This is a genomic window from Novosphingobium mathurense (assembly GCF_900168325.1).
GTDB classification, from domain to species: domain Bacteria; phylum Pseudomonadota; class Alphaproteobacteria; order Sphingomonadales; family Sphingomonadaceae; genus Novosphingobium; species Novosphingobium mathurense.
Genome location: NZ_FVZE01000018.1, coordinates 12954 through 28202 on the forward strand (window position 1 = coordinate 12954; position 15249 = coordinate 28202).

Annotated in this window: 17 protein-coding genes and 1 pseudogene; 4 read left to right on the forward strand and 14 right to left on the reverse strand. The window is 62.4% G+C overall.

Annotated elements, in window-relative coordinates; genetic code table 11:
• The first annotated feature begins 67 nt into the window (after positions 1-67).
• A complete protein-coding gene (locus B5483_RS21910) occupies positions 68-601 on the forward strand; it encodes a tyrosine-type recombinase/integrase (RefSeq protein WP_245829540.1) in 534 nt (177 codons plus the stop codon).
• 362 nt (positions 602-963) lie between these two features.
• Here B5483_RS21910 and B5483_RS21920 read toward each other — a convergent pair whose 3' ends face one another.
• The 3 genes from B5483_RS21920 to B5483_RS21930 all read right to left on the reverse strand — a co-directional run bounded on the left by B5483_RS21920 (position 964) and on the right by B5483_RS21930 (position 2762).
• Complete coding sequence (locus B5483_RS21920) at positions 964-1806, reverse strand: Abi family protein (protein WP_245829542.1); 843 nt, start codon at positions 1804-1806, stop codon at positions 964-966.
• 225 nt (positions 1807-2031) lie between these two features.
• A complete protein-coding gene (locus B5483_RS21925) occupies positions 2032-2310 on the reverse strand; it encodes a hypothetical protein (protein WP_079732030.1) in 279 nt (92 codons plus the stop codon).
• A gap of 227 nt (positions 2311-2537) precedes the next feature.
• The gene (locus tag B5483_RS21930) at positions 2538-2762 is read right to left on the reverse strand and encodes a DUF2188 domain-containing protein (protein WP_079732031.1); all 225 of its coding nucleotides are present in this window, start codon (positions 2760-2762) and stop codon (positions 2538-2540) included.
• Positions 2763-2942: 180 nt separating this feature from the next.
• On the opposite strand from B5483_RS21930, the gene B5483_RS21935 reads away from it, so the two are divergent.
• A complete protein-coding gene (locus tag B5483_RS21935; RefSeq protein WP_079732032.1) occupies positions 2943-3293 on the forward strand; it encodes a helix-turn-helix domain-containing protein in 351 nt (116 codons plus the stop codon).
• Between the two features lie 203 nt (positions 3294-3496).
• Entirely contained in the window at positions 3497-3859 is a 363-nt protein-coding gene (locus tag B5483_RS23625; protein WP_245829543.1) for an ImmA/IrrE family metallo-endopeptidase, read from the forward strand.
• A gap of 240 nt (positions 3860-4099) precedes the next feature.
• On the opposite strand, the gene B5483_RS21945 is transcribed toward B5483_RS23625, so the two are convergent.
• From B5483_RS21945 to B5483_RS21995, 11 genes and pseudogenes are all read right to left on the reverse strand, one after another.
• Entirely contained in the window at positions 4100-4285 is a 186-nt protein-coding gene (locus B5483_RS21945) for a helix-turn-helix domain-containing protein (protein WP_079732034.1), read from the reverse strand.
• A complete protein-coding gene (locus tag B5483_RS21950; RefSeq protein WP_079732035.1) occupies positions 4282-4509 on the reverse strand; it encodes a DUF2274 domain-containing protein in 228 nt (75 codons plus the stop codon). The genes B5483_RS21945 and B5483_RS21950 overlap by 4 nt, the downstream gene beginning before the upstream one ends.
• Positions 4510-4584: 75 nt before the next feature.
• Positions 4585-5400, reverse strand: a pseudogene (locus tag B5483_RS21955) (conjugal transfer protein TrbE); the annotation flags it as partial.
• A gap of 10 nt (positions 5401-5410) precedes the next feature.
• A complete protein-coding gene (locus tag B5483_RS21960; RefSeq protein ID WP_342743704.1) occupies positions 5411-5698 on the reverse strand; it encodes a VirB3 family type IV secretion system protein in 288 nt (95 codons plus the stop codon).
• Positions 5695-6033: a TrbC/VirB2 family type IV secretion system protein gene (locus B5483_RS21965; RefSeq protein WP_079732036.1), complete on the reverse strand. Its 339-nt coding sequence runs from the start codon at positions 6031-6033 to the stop codon at positions 5695-5697. The genes B5483_RS21960 and B5483_RS21965 overlap by 4 nt, the downstream gene beginning before the upstream one ends.
• Positions 6034-6036: 3 nt before the next feature.
• The gene (gene trbB, locus B5483_RS21970) at positions 6037-7023 is read right to left on the reverse strand and encodes a P-type conjugative transfer ATPase TrbB (RefSeq protein WP_079732037.1); all 987 of its coding nucleotides are present in this window, start codon (positions 7021-7023) and stop codon (positions 6037-6039) included.
• Positions 7020-7433: a CopG family transcriptional regulator gene (locus B5483_RS21975; RefSeq protein WP_079732038.1), complete on the reverse strand. Its 414-nt coding sequence runs from the start codon at positions 7431-7433 to the stop codon at positions 7020-7022. Before B5483_RS21975 ends, trbB begins: the two co-directional genes overlap by 4 nt.
• Position 7434: 1 nt before the next feature.
• Positions 7435-9489, reverse strand: a complete 2055-nt coding sequence (locus tag B5483_RS21980) for a conjugal transfer protein TraG (protein WP_079732039.1) — start codon at positions 9487-9489, stop codon at positions 7435-7437.
• Positions 9490-9821: 332 nt separating this feature from the next.
• The gene (locus tag B5483_RS21985) at positions 9822-11975 is read right to left on the reverse strand and encodes an acetate--CoA ligase family protein (RefSeq protein ID WP_079732040.1); all 2154 of its coding nucleotides are present in this window, start codon (positions 11973-11975) and stop codon (positions 9822-9824) included.
• 82 nt (positions 11976-12057) lie between these two features.
• Positions 12058-12918, reverse strand: a complete 861-nt coding sequence (locus B5483_RS21990) for a p-hydroxycinnamoyl CoA hydratase/lyase (RefSeq protein WP_079732041.1) — start codon at positions 12916-12918, stop codon at positions 12058-12060.
• 89 nt (positions 12919-13007) lie between these two features.
• Positions 13008-14459 (reverse strand): aldehyde dehydrogenase, encoded by a 1452-nt coding sequence (locus tag B5483_RS21995; protein WP_079732042.1) that lies wholly within the window; start codon positions 14457-14459, stop codon positions 13008-13010.
• Positions 14460-14507: 48 nt separating this feature from the next.
• On the opposite strand from B5483_RS21995, the gene B5483_RS22000 reads away from it, so the two are divergent.
• Complete coding sequence (locus B5483_RS22000; RefSeq protein ID WP_139384125.1) at positions 14508-15029, forward strand: MarR family winged helix-turn-helix transcriptional regulator; 522 nt, start codon at positions 14508-14510, stop codon at positions 15027-15029.
• Positions 15030-15249 lie beyond the last annotated feature (220 nt).

Consider the following 15249-nt stretch of genomic DNA (forward strand, 5'->3'; position numbering starts at 1 on the left):
TGGCAGCCACTCCTCGGTGATGGTATTTTGATGGTATTCCGAAAAATACCCTCACGGAAATACCATCATGGCGCTCACCGTCACGGCAATAAACGCCGCAAAACCAAGGGATAAGGCCTACAAACTGGCTGATAGTCTGGGGCTGTATCTGCTGGTAGCACCCTCCGGTGGCCGGCTGTGGCGCATGAACTATCGGTTCCTTGGCCGCCAGAAGACCCTCTCCTTCGGAAACTACCCCGACGTGTCTCTCGCAAAGGCGCGGGAGAAGCGGTCGGAAGCCCGGGAGGCGCTGGCCGACGGCCGGGACCCTACCGAAGTGCGCAAGGAGAAGATCCGCGAGCAGCGGGCCAAGGCGGAGGAAACCTTTCAGGCTATCGCCGATGAATGGTTCGGCCGTTTGGAGCTCGAAGGCCGAGCGCCCAAGACCCTTCAGAAGATGAGGTGGCTGCTTGATCTGGCATACCCGCTCATCGGCAACCGGCCGATCGCAGATCTTACTGCATCGGAACTGCTGGAGGTTCTGCGCAAGGTGGAGATGCGCGGACGGTATGAAACGGCAAACCGCCTCCGCAGCACGTTCGGAACGATCTTTCGCTACTAGCTGTAATTGCCGACCGGCTTGGTCCAGGCGCAGAGCGCGAAGCGCTCGATCGCCTGCTGGCAGTCCGCCCTGAGGCTACACCCAATCTCGTTGTCGTAGAATTGGCCGATCGAATTCTGCAACGATCCGGGCATCTGGTCGCGGCGTTGGCAGCCTGGGAGGCGACCGTTCCTCGACTCAAGGTAGTGCGCGCCGCGAGGCTCAAGCTGGCTCAGACACATCCAGGACTTTATGCGCGGATTTAAATTCGCGGTAAAAACTGAGGTATCGAATTTGTAGTTTCATATAGCTTCGGCAGGCCCAATCGCCGGTATCGCGCTAAGGTAGAAGATCGCGTTGAATGTCTGCCGACGCCGCCTTCCTTAAGGCCATAAAGGACGGCCAGCCCACGCAGCCGGAAATCCCATCATCGCAAGGTGACCTGTCGGATGGGTCGCTAGCAGCGCCTTCAGATCGGCGACCCAAGTAGAAGACGGATCCACCTTTCCAGCAAGAAAGCCGATCAATACCAGCGAATTGTAAAGCATAGCAGGGCCATTTCCAGCCGGTGGTTCCAAGGTTGCGGCTAGGTCGGCGGGCTTGTTAGGCAGTTTCGGCCTGATCAAAAATCCGCGGTTCCACAGACGAGCGTGATGCGCGCAACTGTTCCGTACGATTGAGAGATGTTTGAGAATGGGAACGAGGAGCGCTTCAGGTAAACCCAAGGGTTGGGCAATTACATTCCGTAGAGCCCTGTCATCCAAAGAGGAATACCAGCGGGATAGCTGGCCGAAAGACATCATCTCAGCCACCATCCACACCGGGGGCATTGCCGGATCATCATATGTCTTCCGGTAGTGGTCGATATAGGTTTCGGGGGACGTACCAACCTCGCGCGCAAGGCGTGAAAGATTGTCGTGGAACTGGCGACGGTCGGTGTAGAGCGCAGCATCCAGATAGCCGTGCGGACCGCCATGCTGTGCCAGCCCATAAGCCCAGCTTCCTCTAACTGCGACTTCAATTCTTTCAATCGCATTCAGCAGCAGCAGTCTCAAGCGGCGGTCAAACTCGTAAAGAGCGGTAACTGTATCGAAGTCGGTACCGGGCAGGAATCTTGGCCCGGGCTGACCCTTGGGCTTTTCGAATGGGAGCCAATATGCGCTCAGGCGATAGTAGCTGACATGGCGCAGCCAATGCTCTGCACGAGGAACATCTGCGATTGCCATGCCTTGCGCTGTCAGGTGCGCTATCTGCTGAGCGATCGTCGTTGCGGGCTTATTGAAAGGGCGAGTCACCGAGCTACTTAGCTTCTATGGTGCTGAAAATAAAAGACCCGCCAAGTGTGCATGCCCTTTCGGGTAGAGGCCTGGCGGGTTCGATTGCGCTCAAGATAGAAGGCAAATTCCTACATTTCAACTAATCGTTTCACAAATCAGACGAAGCGTTCCCGCTTAGTTCGAACAGGTCCGAGCGCTTTCCGCGCGGGCGAGAATGCCATCCCGGTACCTGGCCTTCATTTGCCGGATCAGTTGGGCCACCATTGGATTGCTCCGGAAAGCATCCATTTTCTGATCGATCGCGTTCTCCATCGTCCTGATCGCTTCATCGATGCTGGCCCTATCGTTCGGGTCAAAACGGACCTCCGTGATCGTGCCGTCAAGTTCCTTGAATGCACGGGATGCCTCGTCAAGCGTCTTAGTCAACTTGTCGAAACCAGTGATCGTCGCCATCGAAAATCTCCTATTTCGACCAGTGTCCAAGAACCCATTCCCACTGATGACGGGCATAGTCGTAGCGCCAGTGCGCCCTTACCCACTTCGTCTTTCCGAGCGGCCGCAGCGTTTTCATGTTCTGCATTCGATCAAGCGGCTTCAGCGGACGGAGCGGCTTCAGCTTAGGCAATTTGCGCATCAGCGCCTCCAAAAAAGGGCCGCTCCGACGGGAGCGGCCTAACAGTTCAGCCTTTCGGCGGATACGGATCGTTCCCAAAGGACCAAGCCTCACGGAACTGACCATTCGCGCCCTGAATGCGGAGTTCGGCACCCTGGTTTTGAGCGATTTCGCGCCCGCGCTCAATCGCCTGCGCTTGCGTGTCGAACGAGCCGGTGAGGCGGCTGTTGCCTTCGCCTCGGACACCCCAACCGTTTCCATTCCGCACGACGTACTGATTCTTACCACTCATGTTTACTGCCTTTCTGCACGTTGAAGGGGCGCCCGGCCGCACTATCTCTTGACTCAGAGGGCTCGGCGTGATTCCCCGTCTCTTGTGTAAGGCAGTATCAATCACGAGACGACTTGTCTTACAGGTGAGACACTATCGCCGGCGGTCCTTGAGAGTCAAGGGGCGCTGTTGGAGAATTTTATGGAAACCCTTCCTATCCAGGATCTGGGGCGCCTGATCGCGAAGAAGCGGGGCTCCCGTGGGATAAGGTCGGCGGCTGCCGAAGCGGGGGTAAGCTCGGCGACCTTGTCCAGGGTAGAGAACGGAAACGTGCCTGACTTGGCGACTTTCGCGAAGATTTGTCGTTGGCTAGCAGTCGATCCGGCTATCTTTTTGGGCGTTGAGACGAACGAGGAGCCAGCCAAACAGGCCGCTGTTGTTCATTTTCGCAAGAAGAAGACTTTCTCGCCGGAAACCGCCGCATCGTTGGCAGAACTCATCTTGGCTGCACAACGGGCAAAAGAGGCTCGGCTGGCGTTGCAGCAACAATAGGGATGCGTAGGGGGTTTAAGGCCGAGTCCGAGAGACTTTCGGAGGCGGCTCGGGCTTCGCTGGGTTTGGGCGCGCTCGAAAAACTTGATCCATGGGCATACGCCGAATCGCTAGGAGCGTACGTCCTTGCGGCAAACGAGTTAGACTTGCCTCCACAGCATGCCGCCCAACTTCTCGAGCGGGATCCGGACAGTTGGTCTGGAATGACGCTGGCAGAAGATGGAATGCTGCTGATCGTACTAAATTCTGCCCAAAGCAAACGTCGTCAAGCGTCAACGTTGATGCACGAACTCGCGCACTCGATCTTGGATCATACCCCCGCAAGCGTGCAGGTCTCGCCCGCAGGCTTGGTGCTGCTCTCCGATTATTCAGACGAGCAGGAAGAGGAAGCTGATTGGCTTGGAGGCGCACTCTTACTGCCTCAAGCCGCGCTTTATCATCACCGCAGTACAGGAAAGTCAGTAGCCGATATTGCGCGCCATTTCGGCGTAAGCGATGACCTATGCCATTGGCGGTGCCGCATGACGGGCGTTGAGAAGCGACTGGCTTTCCGGGCGAGAGCGTAGGGCATGAGCCGAACCTTCCAAATCCGGATCTGTTGCATCATCGGCTTCTCCAGCCTCGGCACCGCAGTAGATGCAGAAGGCGCATGATTGGCCGATACCGCCGCGAAAAAACAGTAGGTGATAAAACGGCTTAATCAGGGAATTGAGGTAAATTTGGCCGATCTTTTGGCCGATGCCTGCAGACGGAATGCCGGAAGCTATGCTTGCCATACGCCACTATCGACAGAGAGGCCTAAAGCACTAGCTGAGGAGAGCCTTCAAGCTGGCATATTTGACAAGCGTGGCGCGGCCCACTTTCACAGTTTCCAGTTCGCCTGCCTTGATGATCTCGTATATCCGGGAGCGACTGAGGCCTGTAATCTGCACCGCTGTCGCCACGCGGACCGTCAGCGGTTCCAGTTCGTGATCCGATGCTCCGACGGTCATTGCTTGTTCCTTTGGGCTTCGCGGGCACGCACGAACCCGCGGTCGCTTTCGAGAAACGCCGCCAGCATTGCGGGAATGAGATCGGCGACGGGCTCTTCCACCCCATAGGCCTGCGCGTAGATCGACGCATAGGCCTGGAGCGCGGCCTGAAGGTCAGGCGTGATCGTGATGGCGAGTTTGATCGGCGTCCGGTCGGGTAGCTTCCCCAATTTTAGGTCGGGCATGTCAGCCTCCAAGGCCGCGCCAGGGCGCGAGGATCAGGTCACGGGTCACGAGCAGGCGAACCGGAGCGCCGGGTCGGTCGCGAGCGCCTTGTCGAGCGCGATGAAGCGCGTGACCCAGCGATAGCCAAAATTCTGATGGTTGAGCGCGTCGAGGATGGCGGGACGGCTGAGGCTCGGGAAACCCAGGATGGTGAGCGTGCGGACGTGAAGGTCGCCGAGCCTGGGCTCCAGCCCGCCGACCAGCGGCGTGTCGGCCAGGATCGCGTCGAGATACATCGGCGTCTCGGGAACAGCGACGGCATGGCGGCGGTCCGATATGGTGCCGTGGAGGAAGGTCAGCATCTCGCTATCGTCGAGTGGCCGTACCTCGTCCATGAAGCCTGAGAGCAGGTCGAGCAGGCGGTCGGTCTTGGCGACGAAGCTTTCCAGGGTGCCGCGCCAGTCACGCGCCTTGTCGCCATCGGGCCGCTCGACGAGCGAGCGTCCCGCCCGGTCCGTCGTATCGGCTGGAGGAAGCCAGGTGAGGCTCAGATGGTAGCCGCTCTCGAAATGCACGCCCTCCGCCTCGAATGCCGCCTTCCGTTCCTGCTCGACCAACCAGCTCGCCGCGTCGGGAAAGACGCTATCGGGATAGGCATGGCTTTCACGGCGTTCGGCCTCGAAGAAAAGCGCCCACCCACTGCCGAGGCGCTTGAGGGCATTGTTCGCCCGCGCACAGGCGGCGACCAGTTCGGCCTGTGTTGCCGATTCAAGATCGGGGCCGCGAAAGGCCAGCACCCGCAGGAAGCTGCCATCCTTGTTGAGCACGACGCCGGGAGCCACCAGCGCTGCCCAGGGCAAGTGGTCGGCAAGGCGTTCGGCGCGGTCGCGATATTCGCGCAGGAACATCATGATGTGTAGCTCAGCATGTGAAATAGCCTTTCTGGCGGATATGGCGCAGGAGGACGGGCGCAAAGCTTGGGTCATCGCGCGCTGCCATGACCGCGACGCTGTGCCCGGCAGCCCAGAGCAACAGCCCCGCTAGCCATTGCTGGAGACCAAGACCCACGGCTGCGGCCAGCGTGCCGTTGACGATCGCAAGGCCGCGCGGTGCGCCGCCAAGCAGCAGTGGCGAGCCCAGCGCGCCATGGATCGGGACTTCGAAGCCTTCGATTGCCTGGCTGGAATAGTGGCTCGTCCCTGGGATCACGAGATCAGCGCTCCACCACCGAAGCTGAAGAAGGACAGGAAGAAGCTGGACGCGGCAAAAGCGATCGAGAGACCGAAGACGATCTGGATGAGGCGGCGGAATCCGCCCGCCGTCTCGCCGAATGCGAGGGTGAGCCCGGTGGAGATGATGATGATTACCGCGACGATCTTCGCGACCGGCCCCTGGATCGACTCCAGTACCTGCTGGAGCGGTTCTTCCCATGGCATGCCCGAGCCGGCGGCCTGCACCTGGCTGGCGAGCATGAGCGTGAGGCCGATCGCGACCACCGCAGGCAGGGTGCGGTTGACCAGTTGGCGAGGCAGGATGTGATTCATGGCTCATTTCTCCTTGGGGTTGCGCCGGGGAAGATCGGCGAGGGCATAGGCGTCGGTGTCCGGATCGAGGCCGGCGACGCGGGCGATGGTCGAGACGCGGCGATCGATGCCGCGCCCGGAGATGAACACGACGAGGTCGATGGCCTCGCAGATGAGCTGGCGCGGCACGGTGACCACCGCTTCCTGGCAAAGCTGCTCGACCCGATGCAGCGCAGCGAGCGCGCTGTTGGCGTGGATCGTGGCGATCCCGCCGGGGTGGCCGGTATTCCAGGCCTTGAGCATGTCGAGGGCTTCAGGACCGCGGACCTCGCCGACCACGATCCGGTCGGGGCGCAGGCGCATGGTCGAGCGCACGAGGTCGGTCATCGACACATGGGGCGGGCGCGTGCGGAGTGCGACCGTGTCCGGCAACGGACATTGCAATTCTCGGGTATCCTCGATCAGGATGACCCGGGCATCGACCCATGCCATCTCGGCAAGAAGCGCGTTGGCGAGCGTGGTCTTGCCCGAACTGGTGCCGCCAGCAACCAGGATATTGAAGCGCTGGGTGACGGCAGCCCGCAGCATATCGGCCTGTGTTTCCGACATCAGTCCATCGGCGACATAGTCGTCCAGCGTGTGCAGCCTCGTAGCAGGCTTTCGGATCGAGAAGCAGGGCGCGGACGATACCGGCGGCAGGACGCCTTCGAACCGCTCGCCAGCGCGACCCTCGACATGCGGCGGCAGTTCCGCCGAGATGATGGGGTGCTGGGCATGGACCTCGGCATGGGCATGGCTTGCCACCAGCCGGATGATCCGCTCGACCTGGCCCACCTCGATGCGAACGGCGGTGTCGATGCGGCCCTCTCCGAGACGGTCGAAGCGAAGCGCCCCGTCGGGATTGACCATGATCTCGATCACCAGCGGGTCGTGCATGGCTGCGCCGATCTCTGGCCCAAGCGCCGTGACCAGCATCCGCCTGCGGCGCTCGGTGGTCAGATTGGCGCTCATTCGCCGTCGTCCGTCTTCGCGGCGAGGGTGCGTCGACCTGTCGATACCTGGCGGGCAACCTGGGTGACGAAGGCTTCGAACCGCTTTGCCCCGAGCGCGCGGCCTGCCTGGTCATTCTCGGCAAGCGGGGTCTGGATCGCAAGTTCAAAGCGGATGAATAGCGCCAGTGTCTCGAGGAGGAGATAGGTGTCGCGATCGACCCGGCCGATCGCCTGGGTCAGTCGATCGAGCCGGATTGCGAACCGATCCTCAAGGTCGGAAGCACCGCGGCGATTGAGCCAGGCCGTCAATGCATCGACAAGGATGGACGACTTGCTCGCACCCGGCCTCGTCGCCAGCGCCGCGAGCCGATCCGACAGGTGCCTCGGCAGGAAGAGTTGATGGCGGACCTTATCCTTGGCCTTCTCCATGTCAGATCCCCAATTGCAGGTCGTCGGGCCGACCGGTGGCCGCGTCGAGGCTATAGACCGTGCGGGCAGTCCCGAGCGCCTGGACTCGGTCCATGGCGTTGCGCTCGGCCGCCTGGTCGCCATCATCTTCGGCCAGGCCAAGCGGGTCGGCGGTTTCTTTCGAGGCGATCTCGGCCGGTTCGATCTCGATGGTAGGATGCCGGGCCTGCTCGCGACCGCCGGCATCGACGTCCCCATCGGCATCGCTGGCTCTTGCAAGACGCGCATCGGCACCACGGATCTGCCCGGCCCAGTCGTCGGGGCGTGCGGCGGGCAAGTCGCGATAGCTGGCCGCATCGAGCGATGGCGGGGACACGACGCGCGCGGAGAAACGAGCATCCTGGAAGTAGCGCAGCTTCTTGGCACGGATCGGGGGGCGCCCCGAGATCAGCACCAGTTCGTCGGTCGATGGCAACTGCATCACTTCGCCAGGGGTCAGCAGTGCCCGCGCGGTCTCCTGCCGGCTGACCATGACGTGGGCGAGCCAGGGCGCGAGCCGATGGCCGGCATAGTTACGCATGGCGCGCTGCTCGGTGGCGGTGCCGAGCGCGTCGGAGATCCGCTTGGCGGTGCGCTCGTCGTTGGTCGCGAAGGCGATCCGGACATGGCAATTGTCGAGGATGGCATTGTGCTCGCCATAGGCTTTTTCGATCTGATTGAGGCTCTGGGCGATGAGGAAGGCACGCACGCCGTAGCCGGCAAGGAAGGCAAGGCTCGTCTCGAAGAAATCGAGGCGGCCGAGCGCGGGAAACTCGTCGAGCATCATGAGCAGGCGATGGCGCCCGCCATTGGTTTTGGCTCCAGCTTCCGCCTCCTTCCCGACCGCATGCAGTTCCTCGGTCAGCCGGCGGCCGACCTGGTTGAGGATGAGGCGTATCAGCGGCTTGGTGCGGCTGATGTCGGATGGCGGCACGACCAGATAGAGCGAGACCGGATGGGCGGCCTCGACCAGGTCGGCGATGCGCCAGTCGGACGCGGCGGTGACCGCAGCCACGGTCGGATCGCGGTAAAGGCCAAGGAATGACATGGCGGTCGATAGCACGCCCGAGCGTTCATTCTCGCTCTTGTTGAGAAGTTCGCGGGCGGCCGAGGCGACGACAGGATGGACCTCGGGTTTGGTCGTGCTGCCAAGATGGTTGGTCGCCATCATTCGGCGCAGGGTCGCGGCAAAGCTGCGCTGGGGATCGGAGAGGAAGGTCGCGACCCGGGCAAGGGTCTTCTCTTCCTCCGCATAGAGGACATGGAGGATCGCGCCGACCAGCAGCGAATGAGAGGTTTTTTCCCAATGGTTACGGCGCTCGAGCGCCCCTTCGGGATCGACGAGGATGTCGGCGATGTTCTGGACGTCGCGGACCTCGTTCACCCCGCGGCGCACCTCGAGCAACGGATTATAGCGTGCCGATCGCGCGTCGGTCGGATTGAACAACAGGCAATGCGAGAAGCAGGAGCGCCAGCCGGCGGTCAGCTGCCAGTTCTCGCCCTTGATGTCGTGGACGACGGTCGAGCCGGTCCAGGACAACAGGGTAGGCACCACGAGGCCCACGCCCTTGCCGGATCGGGTCGGCGCGAAGGCCATGACATGCTCGGGGCCGTCATGGCGTAAGTCCCGACCACCGAACCGGCCAAGCGCCACACCGCGGTCGTCGAGCAGCCCTGCATCCTTCATGTCACCCCGCGTCGCCCAGCGTGCCGAGCCATAGGTCGTCAGGCGACTTGACTGGCGCGCACGCCAGAGCGACCCGAAGATGGCCGCGCCGCAGCCGATGAAACCACCGGTCGCGGCGATCGCACCCGCCTCATCGAATATGATCGGTGCATAGGCATCGAAGGAAAACCACCAGGGGAAGATCGACCAGGGATGGTAGACCGGCATGCCGAAGGCGATGAACCAGGGCGGACCGAGTTCCGGCTGGTAGGCGAGCTGGCAGGCAGCCCATTGTGTAGCGCTCCAGATGCTTGCGATCACGATGCCAAGCACGATGAGGATCTGGCCGATCAGGATTTTCGTCGGGGTCATGGAAGCCTCCCCCCGCGATGGATTGGACGGCGCGGGGTTGGGCACAAGCTCCCAGAATTGGCCTGAGTGGGGCAGGCGCCCGCTGGTGTCGCCAGAAGCTCTTCTGGTGCCGCCCGGTTCGACCGCCTGTGCAAGCCTGGACGGGTGCGCGGTTATCGCTGGCTGAACGGAAATGACCGGGACAGCCGATTCCCGTGAGCGGCCAGGATCAAAAGGCGATCGGTCGCACTCCTGACCCCGACCCGTGTTGGGCCGGGGCTGTCGCTACGCCCTGCCGTGGCGGCGATAGCTGTTAATTGGTTGAGCTTGGCGGCATGGATTGCCGCCAGATGCTATTCGACGAGCATCAGGGCATCCAGGGCGACGACGCCTTCCCCTGCGGGCCGGATGATGACCGGATTGAGATCGATCTCCTTGATGCGGGGCTCAGTCAGGAGCAGACGTCCCAGCGTAGCAATGACCCTTGCTGCTGCCTCGACGTCGAGCGAGGGCGAACCTCGCCAGCCCGTAAGAAGTGGCGACTGGCGCAATTTGAACAGTTCGCCCGTGATCGCCTCCAGGCTAAGATCCGGGGTGAACAGGCGCACGTCCTGGAGGATCTCCGCCGTGACACCGCCAAAGCCGGCGAGGATCACCGGCCCCCAGTCCGGATCATTCTTGGCGCCGATGATGAGTTCCACGCCGCTTGTGCCCATGCGCTCGACCAGCACGCCATCAAGGGCGATGCTCGCGTCATAGGCTTTGACATTGGCATGGAGCCTGTCCCAGGCGGCGCACAGCGTTTCCGCATCCAGGAGATTGAGGATCACCCCGCCCGCGTCGCTCTTGTGGCTGAGCTCGGCCGACTGGGCCTTGATCACGACCGGATAGCCGATGCGGTCGGCCGCCTCGACCGCCTGCTCGACTGATGTGCAGAAGGCGCCGCTCGGGAAAGCCAGGCCAAGGGGCGCCAGCATCTCCTTCGCCCGATATTCGGGAATGACGCCTCCAGCGCCGGGAAGGCCCGGCGCAGCAAGCGGTTCCATGTCACCCTCGCTAAAGTCGCGTCGCGCACGGTCGTTGAGGCGCTTCAAGGCACGCAGCGCGCGTTCGGTCGAAGGGAAATAGGGAATGCCCTGCGCCCGTAATTGCGCCAGGTAGCTCGCGCCAATCTCTGCACCTTCGTCGAGCCCGGCAAAGATCACCGGCTTGGAGGGCTTGAGGTCGCCGACGGCGCGCAGGATCGGCGGCAGCTTGATGCCGACGGTGACGGGATCGGTCTGGATGATGCCGGTAACGATGCTGCCGAACCGGTCGTCACCGAACAGGGCGGCCAGCGTCCGATAATAGAGGTCGGGTTCGACCAGTCCCTGTGCGGTAAGGTCGAGCGGATTGGAGACGCCGACAAAGTCCGGCAGCGCCGCGCGAAGCGCCGGAGCGCTGGCATCGTCCACCGCGGGCAGGTCGAGGTCGAGGGCTTCGGCGAGATCGAGTGTGAGCGCCTTGAAAGCGCCGCTCTCGCCCAGCACGGCGGTGCCACCAGCCGGAACGGTGGGACAGCGCAGTGCGATTTCGGCGATGTCGCCCAGTTCCTCGAGCGTTTCGGCGAAGATGACGCCAGCGCGTTCGACTTTCACCCGCATCAGCTGATAGTCGCCGGCCATCGCGCCGGTATGGGTGGCGGCTGATTCGCGGGCGGCGCTCGACTTGCCGGGATGGAGCAGGACGATTGTCTTGCCGAGGTCGCGAGCGCGGCGGGCAGCGGCCAGGAAGCGAGCGGGCTTGCGGAACTGCTCGACGATCATGGCGATGACCTGCGTGGCGGTGTCATCGAGGAGATAGTCGACATAATCCTCCACGCCGCTGGCCGCCTCATTGCCGGTCGAAACGGAAAAGGAGAGGCCAAGGTCGCGCGCGGCAAGCGTGGTACCCAGCACGCAGGCCATGGCTCCGCTCTGGGAGACGATGCCGATGCCCTGTCGGTCGCCCAGCGGCCTGATGTTGGTTTCCACGAACGTCAGCGGCACGCGGTCGATGAAATTGGTCATGCCAAGGCAATTGGGACCTTCGACCACCATGCCCGTTTCCGCTGCGATGCGGCCGATCTCATGCTGCTCGGCAAGGCCTTCCTCGCCCCCTTCGGCAAAACCGGCCGAGAAGATGATCGCAGCGCCGACCTTGCGCGCTGCCAGTGCCTTGATCGTGTCGAGCACCGCAACGCGGGGAATGGCAAGGACGGCAGCGTCCACACCCTCGGGCAAGGCGTCGATCGACGGGAGGCAGGAACGCCCGCCTATCTCCGCTCGCTTGGGATTGATGAGATGAATGTCGCCGGCAAAGCCATTGCGGACGAGATTGGAGAGCACGGATGCTCCCAGTGCGCCGGGCTTGTCGGACGCGCCGACGATAGCGACCGATCGCGGTCTCAGCAGCCTGTCAAGCGCGGGCGGTCCTTTGGGGGACGCGGCCTTCGCGGAGGCGGTTGGATTCAGGGTGTCGACCGTCATGGGTCTTGTCTCTCCAGAAAACTTGGCGAACGGCAAAAACGGGCCGCTTGATTGGTCGAGCGGCCCGGCAGGATCTTGAAAGTCAGGCGCTCTGCTTCGACTTGTCGTAGGCGCCGAGGCCCGGCTTGTACGTCTTGTCGTCGATGAACTGCTTGATGCCTTCCTTCCGGCCTTCATTGTCGAAGCTGTTGGCCGATTCCTGCGCGCGGATCAGATAATCCTCGGCATTGTCATAGGTCATTTCACGGACCCGGCGGATGGCGTCCTTGGTGGCTTTCAGGGCGACCGGATTCTTGGTCAGCAGGACGTTGGCGACTTGCGTGACGCGGCCCTTGAGCTGGTCGAGCGGGAGCGCTTCGTTGACGAAGCCCCATTCGGCGGCCTTACGACCATCGACATTTTCGCCCATCAGCGAATGATACATGGCATTGCGGAAGCTGGTGAGCTCAGTCGCGACCTTGGCCGCGCCGCCGCCGGGCAGGATGCCCCAGTTGATTTCCGAAAGGCCGAACTGCGCTTCTTCCGCCGCGAAAGCGAGGTCGCAGGCGAAGAGCGGGCCATAACCACCGCCAAAGCACCAGCCATTGATCATCGCGATGGTCGGCTTTTGATACCAGCGCAGGCGGCGCCACCAGCCATAGCTTTCGCGCTGCGCGCCGCGCGTACCCTTGAGGCCCTGTGCCTCGGTCTCGCGGAAATATTCCTTGAGGTCCATGCCCGCCGTCCAGGCGGTACCTTCGCCGGTCAGGACGAGGACGCCGACATCGTCGCGAAATTCCAGCTCATCCAGCACGCGCATCATCTGGCGGTTGAGGCGCGGCGACATGCAATTGCGCTTGTCGGGGCGGTTGAGGCTGACCCAGGCGATGCCGTTCTCGATCGCGTAGGCGACAGTCTCGAGTTCGGTCTGTTCGACGCCCTCGACATGCAGGATATTGGTCATGAGAAAATCTCCGAGAAATCAGGAAAGGGATTGGTTGGGCCAAATCAGATCGGCCAAGTTCAGATGGGCCAAGTTCAGATGGGCCAAGTTCAGATGGGATAGTGGCCTGGCTCAGTTTCCATGGTGATCCAGCGCAGCTCAGTGAAGCTGTCGATGCCGGCCCTGCCGCCGAACTTGCCGTAGCCTGACGCCTTGGTGCCGCCGAAGGGCATCTGCGCCTCGTCATGCACGGTCGGGCCGTTGACATGGCAAATGCCCGACTGGATCTGTCGCGCCACTTTCAGGCCGCGTGCGGTGTCGCGAGTGAAAACAGAGGCGGACAGGCCATATTCGGTGTCGTTGGCTAACTGAATCGCATGCGCCTCGTCCCGAGCGCGGATAAGGCCGACGACAGGGCCAAAGCTCTCGTCGCGGAACAGCTTCATCTGCGGCGTCACCTTGTCAATGACATGGGCGGGCATGAGGACGCCATTGGCTTCCCCGCCGTTGAGTTGGACCGCGCCCGAAGCGAGAGCATCATCGACCAGCGACCGGACATGGGCGACGGTCTTGCTGTCGACCACCGCGCCGAGCGGTGTCTTGCCTTCACGTGGATCGCCCACCGGCATGGTCGCGACCTTGGCATGGAATTTTTCGGCAAAGGCGTCGGCGATCGCGTCGACCAGGATGATCCGCTCGGTCGACATGCAGATCTGGCCCTGGTTCATGAAGGCGCCAAAGGCGGCGGCCTTGACCGCCTCGTCGATGTCGGCGTCTTCCAGCACGATGAGGGGCGCCTTGCCGCCCAGCTCGAGCAGGACGGGCTTGAGATTTTCGGCGCAGCGCTTGGCGATGATCTTGCCCACGGCGGTGGAGCCGGTGAAGTTCACCCGGCGCACGGCCGGGTGATCGATCATCGCGCCGACCACCTCGGCAGCATCCTGCGGCGCATTGGTAATAAGATTCACGATCCCGCCGCCAAGGCCCGCCTCGACAAAGGCCTGGACGATGAGGCCATGGGTGCGGGGGCACTGTTCGGAGGCCTTGAGCACGACGGTGTTGCCGCAGGCGAGCGGCACGGCAATTGCGCGGGTGGCGAGGATGATCGGCGCATTCCACGGTGCCAGGGACAGCACCACGCCGGCCGGTTCGCGAACGGCCATGGCGATGCAGCCGGGTTTGTCTGAGGGTATGATTTCGCCGCCAATCTGGGTGGTGAGGCTGGCGGCCTCACGCACCATGGCGCTGGACAGGCCGATGTTGAAGCGCGCCCAGCCTTCGGTCGCGCCGATCTCCGACATCATTGCGTCCACAAATTCGGCGGCCTTGGCGTCGAGCGCGTCGGCCGCCTTCATTAGTGCCGCACGGCGGGCAGTGGGGCCGAGCGCAGACCATGCCGGGAACGCCGCCTTCGCAGCTTCGACCGCCGCAATGGCATCCTCCACGCTGGCGGCAGCGGCACGCGTAGCGATGCCGCCGGTCACCGGGTTGGCACGGTCGAAAGTAGACGCTGCGGCGCGTGATTCGCCACCGATCAGCAGGCGGATTTCAGATGCAGGCATATCCTGGCTCCTTCTTGAATGTTATGAATCATAGCAATATTGATTGCTATGAACAATAGCGTTATGATGATGGCCATGGACCAAGACCCGATCAAAATGCTGCAAGACCCCATATCCTCACGCCTGGGCTATCTGCTGCGACGCGCATCCGCAGCGATGATGGCGGATCTTGGGGCGGCGCTGGCAGAGATCGACCTGCGACCGGTTGAAGGCACGATCCTCATCCTGGTCGGTGCCAATCCGGGCTGCATACAAAGTGACTTGGGGCGGATGCTGGGGATCAAGCGCGCCAATATGGTGCCACTGGTCTCTGCGCTGGCGACACGAGGCTATATCGAAAAGTCGCCCGTCGACGGCCGGTCGCTGGCCCTTTCGCTGACGGCTCAGGGCGAACAGGCGCGCTTGGCGGTCGAGACCCTGATGGATGTTCATGAAAGCCGCTTCGAGCGTCTTCTCGCGGGGCGCGATGAGAGTGCGCTGCGCCGAGCGCTTGCCTTGATTGCAGAAGGCCCTTGTTTCGATGACACCGAAGGTGGCCCAGCGCCTATGTCTGTTGGGGATCTGGGATAGAAGTCGGGCAGGCGCGTCTTTAGGCATAGGTATCATGCGCTACTGTTGATGATCAGGCATCGACCTAGTTCGCGTGCAGGGCCGCGGATCTTGAAGGGATCCGCGGCCTGCTGGCTACCGGACTGTTCAGTTCCGGAAGGTGGCGGTGATCCCGACGGTCCTTGGACGCAGCGTGACGCCCCGGAAGTAGTTGGCCGCCGGGGCGTCCTCGTAGCGCGCG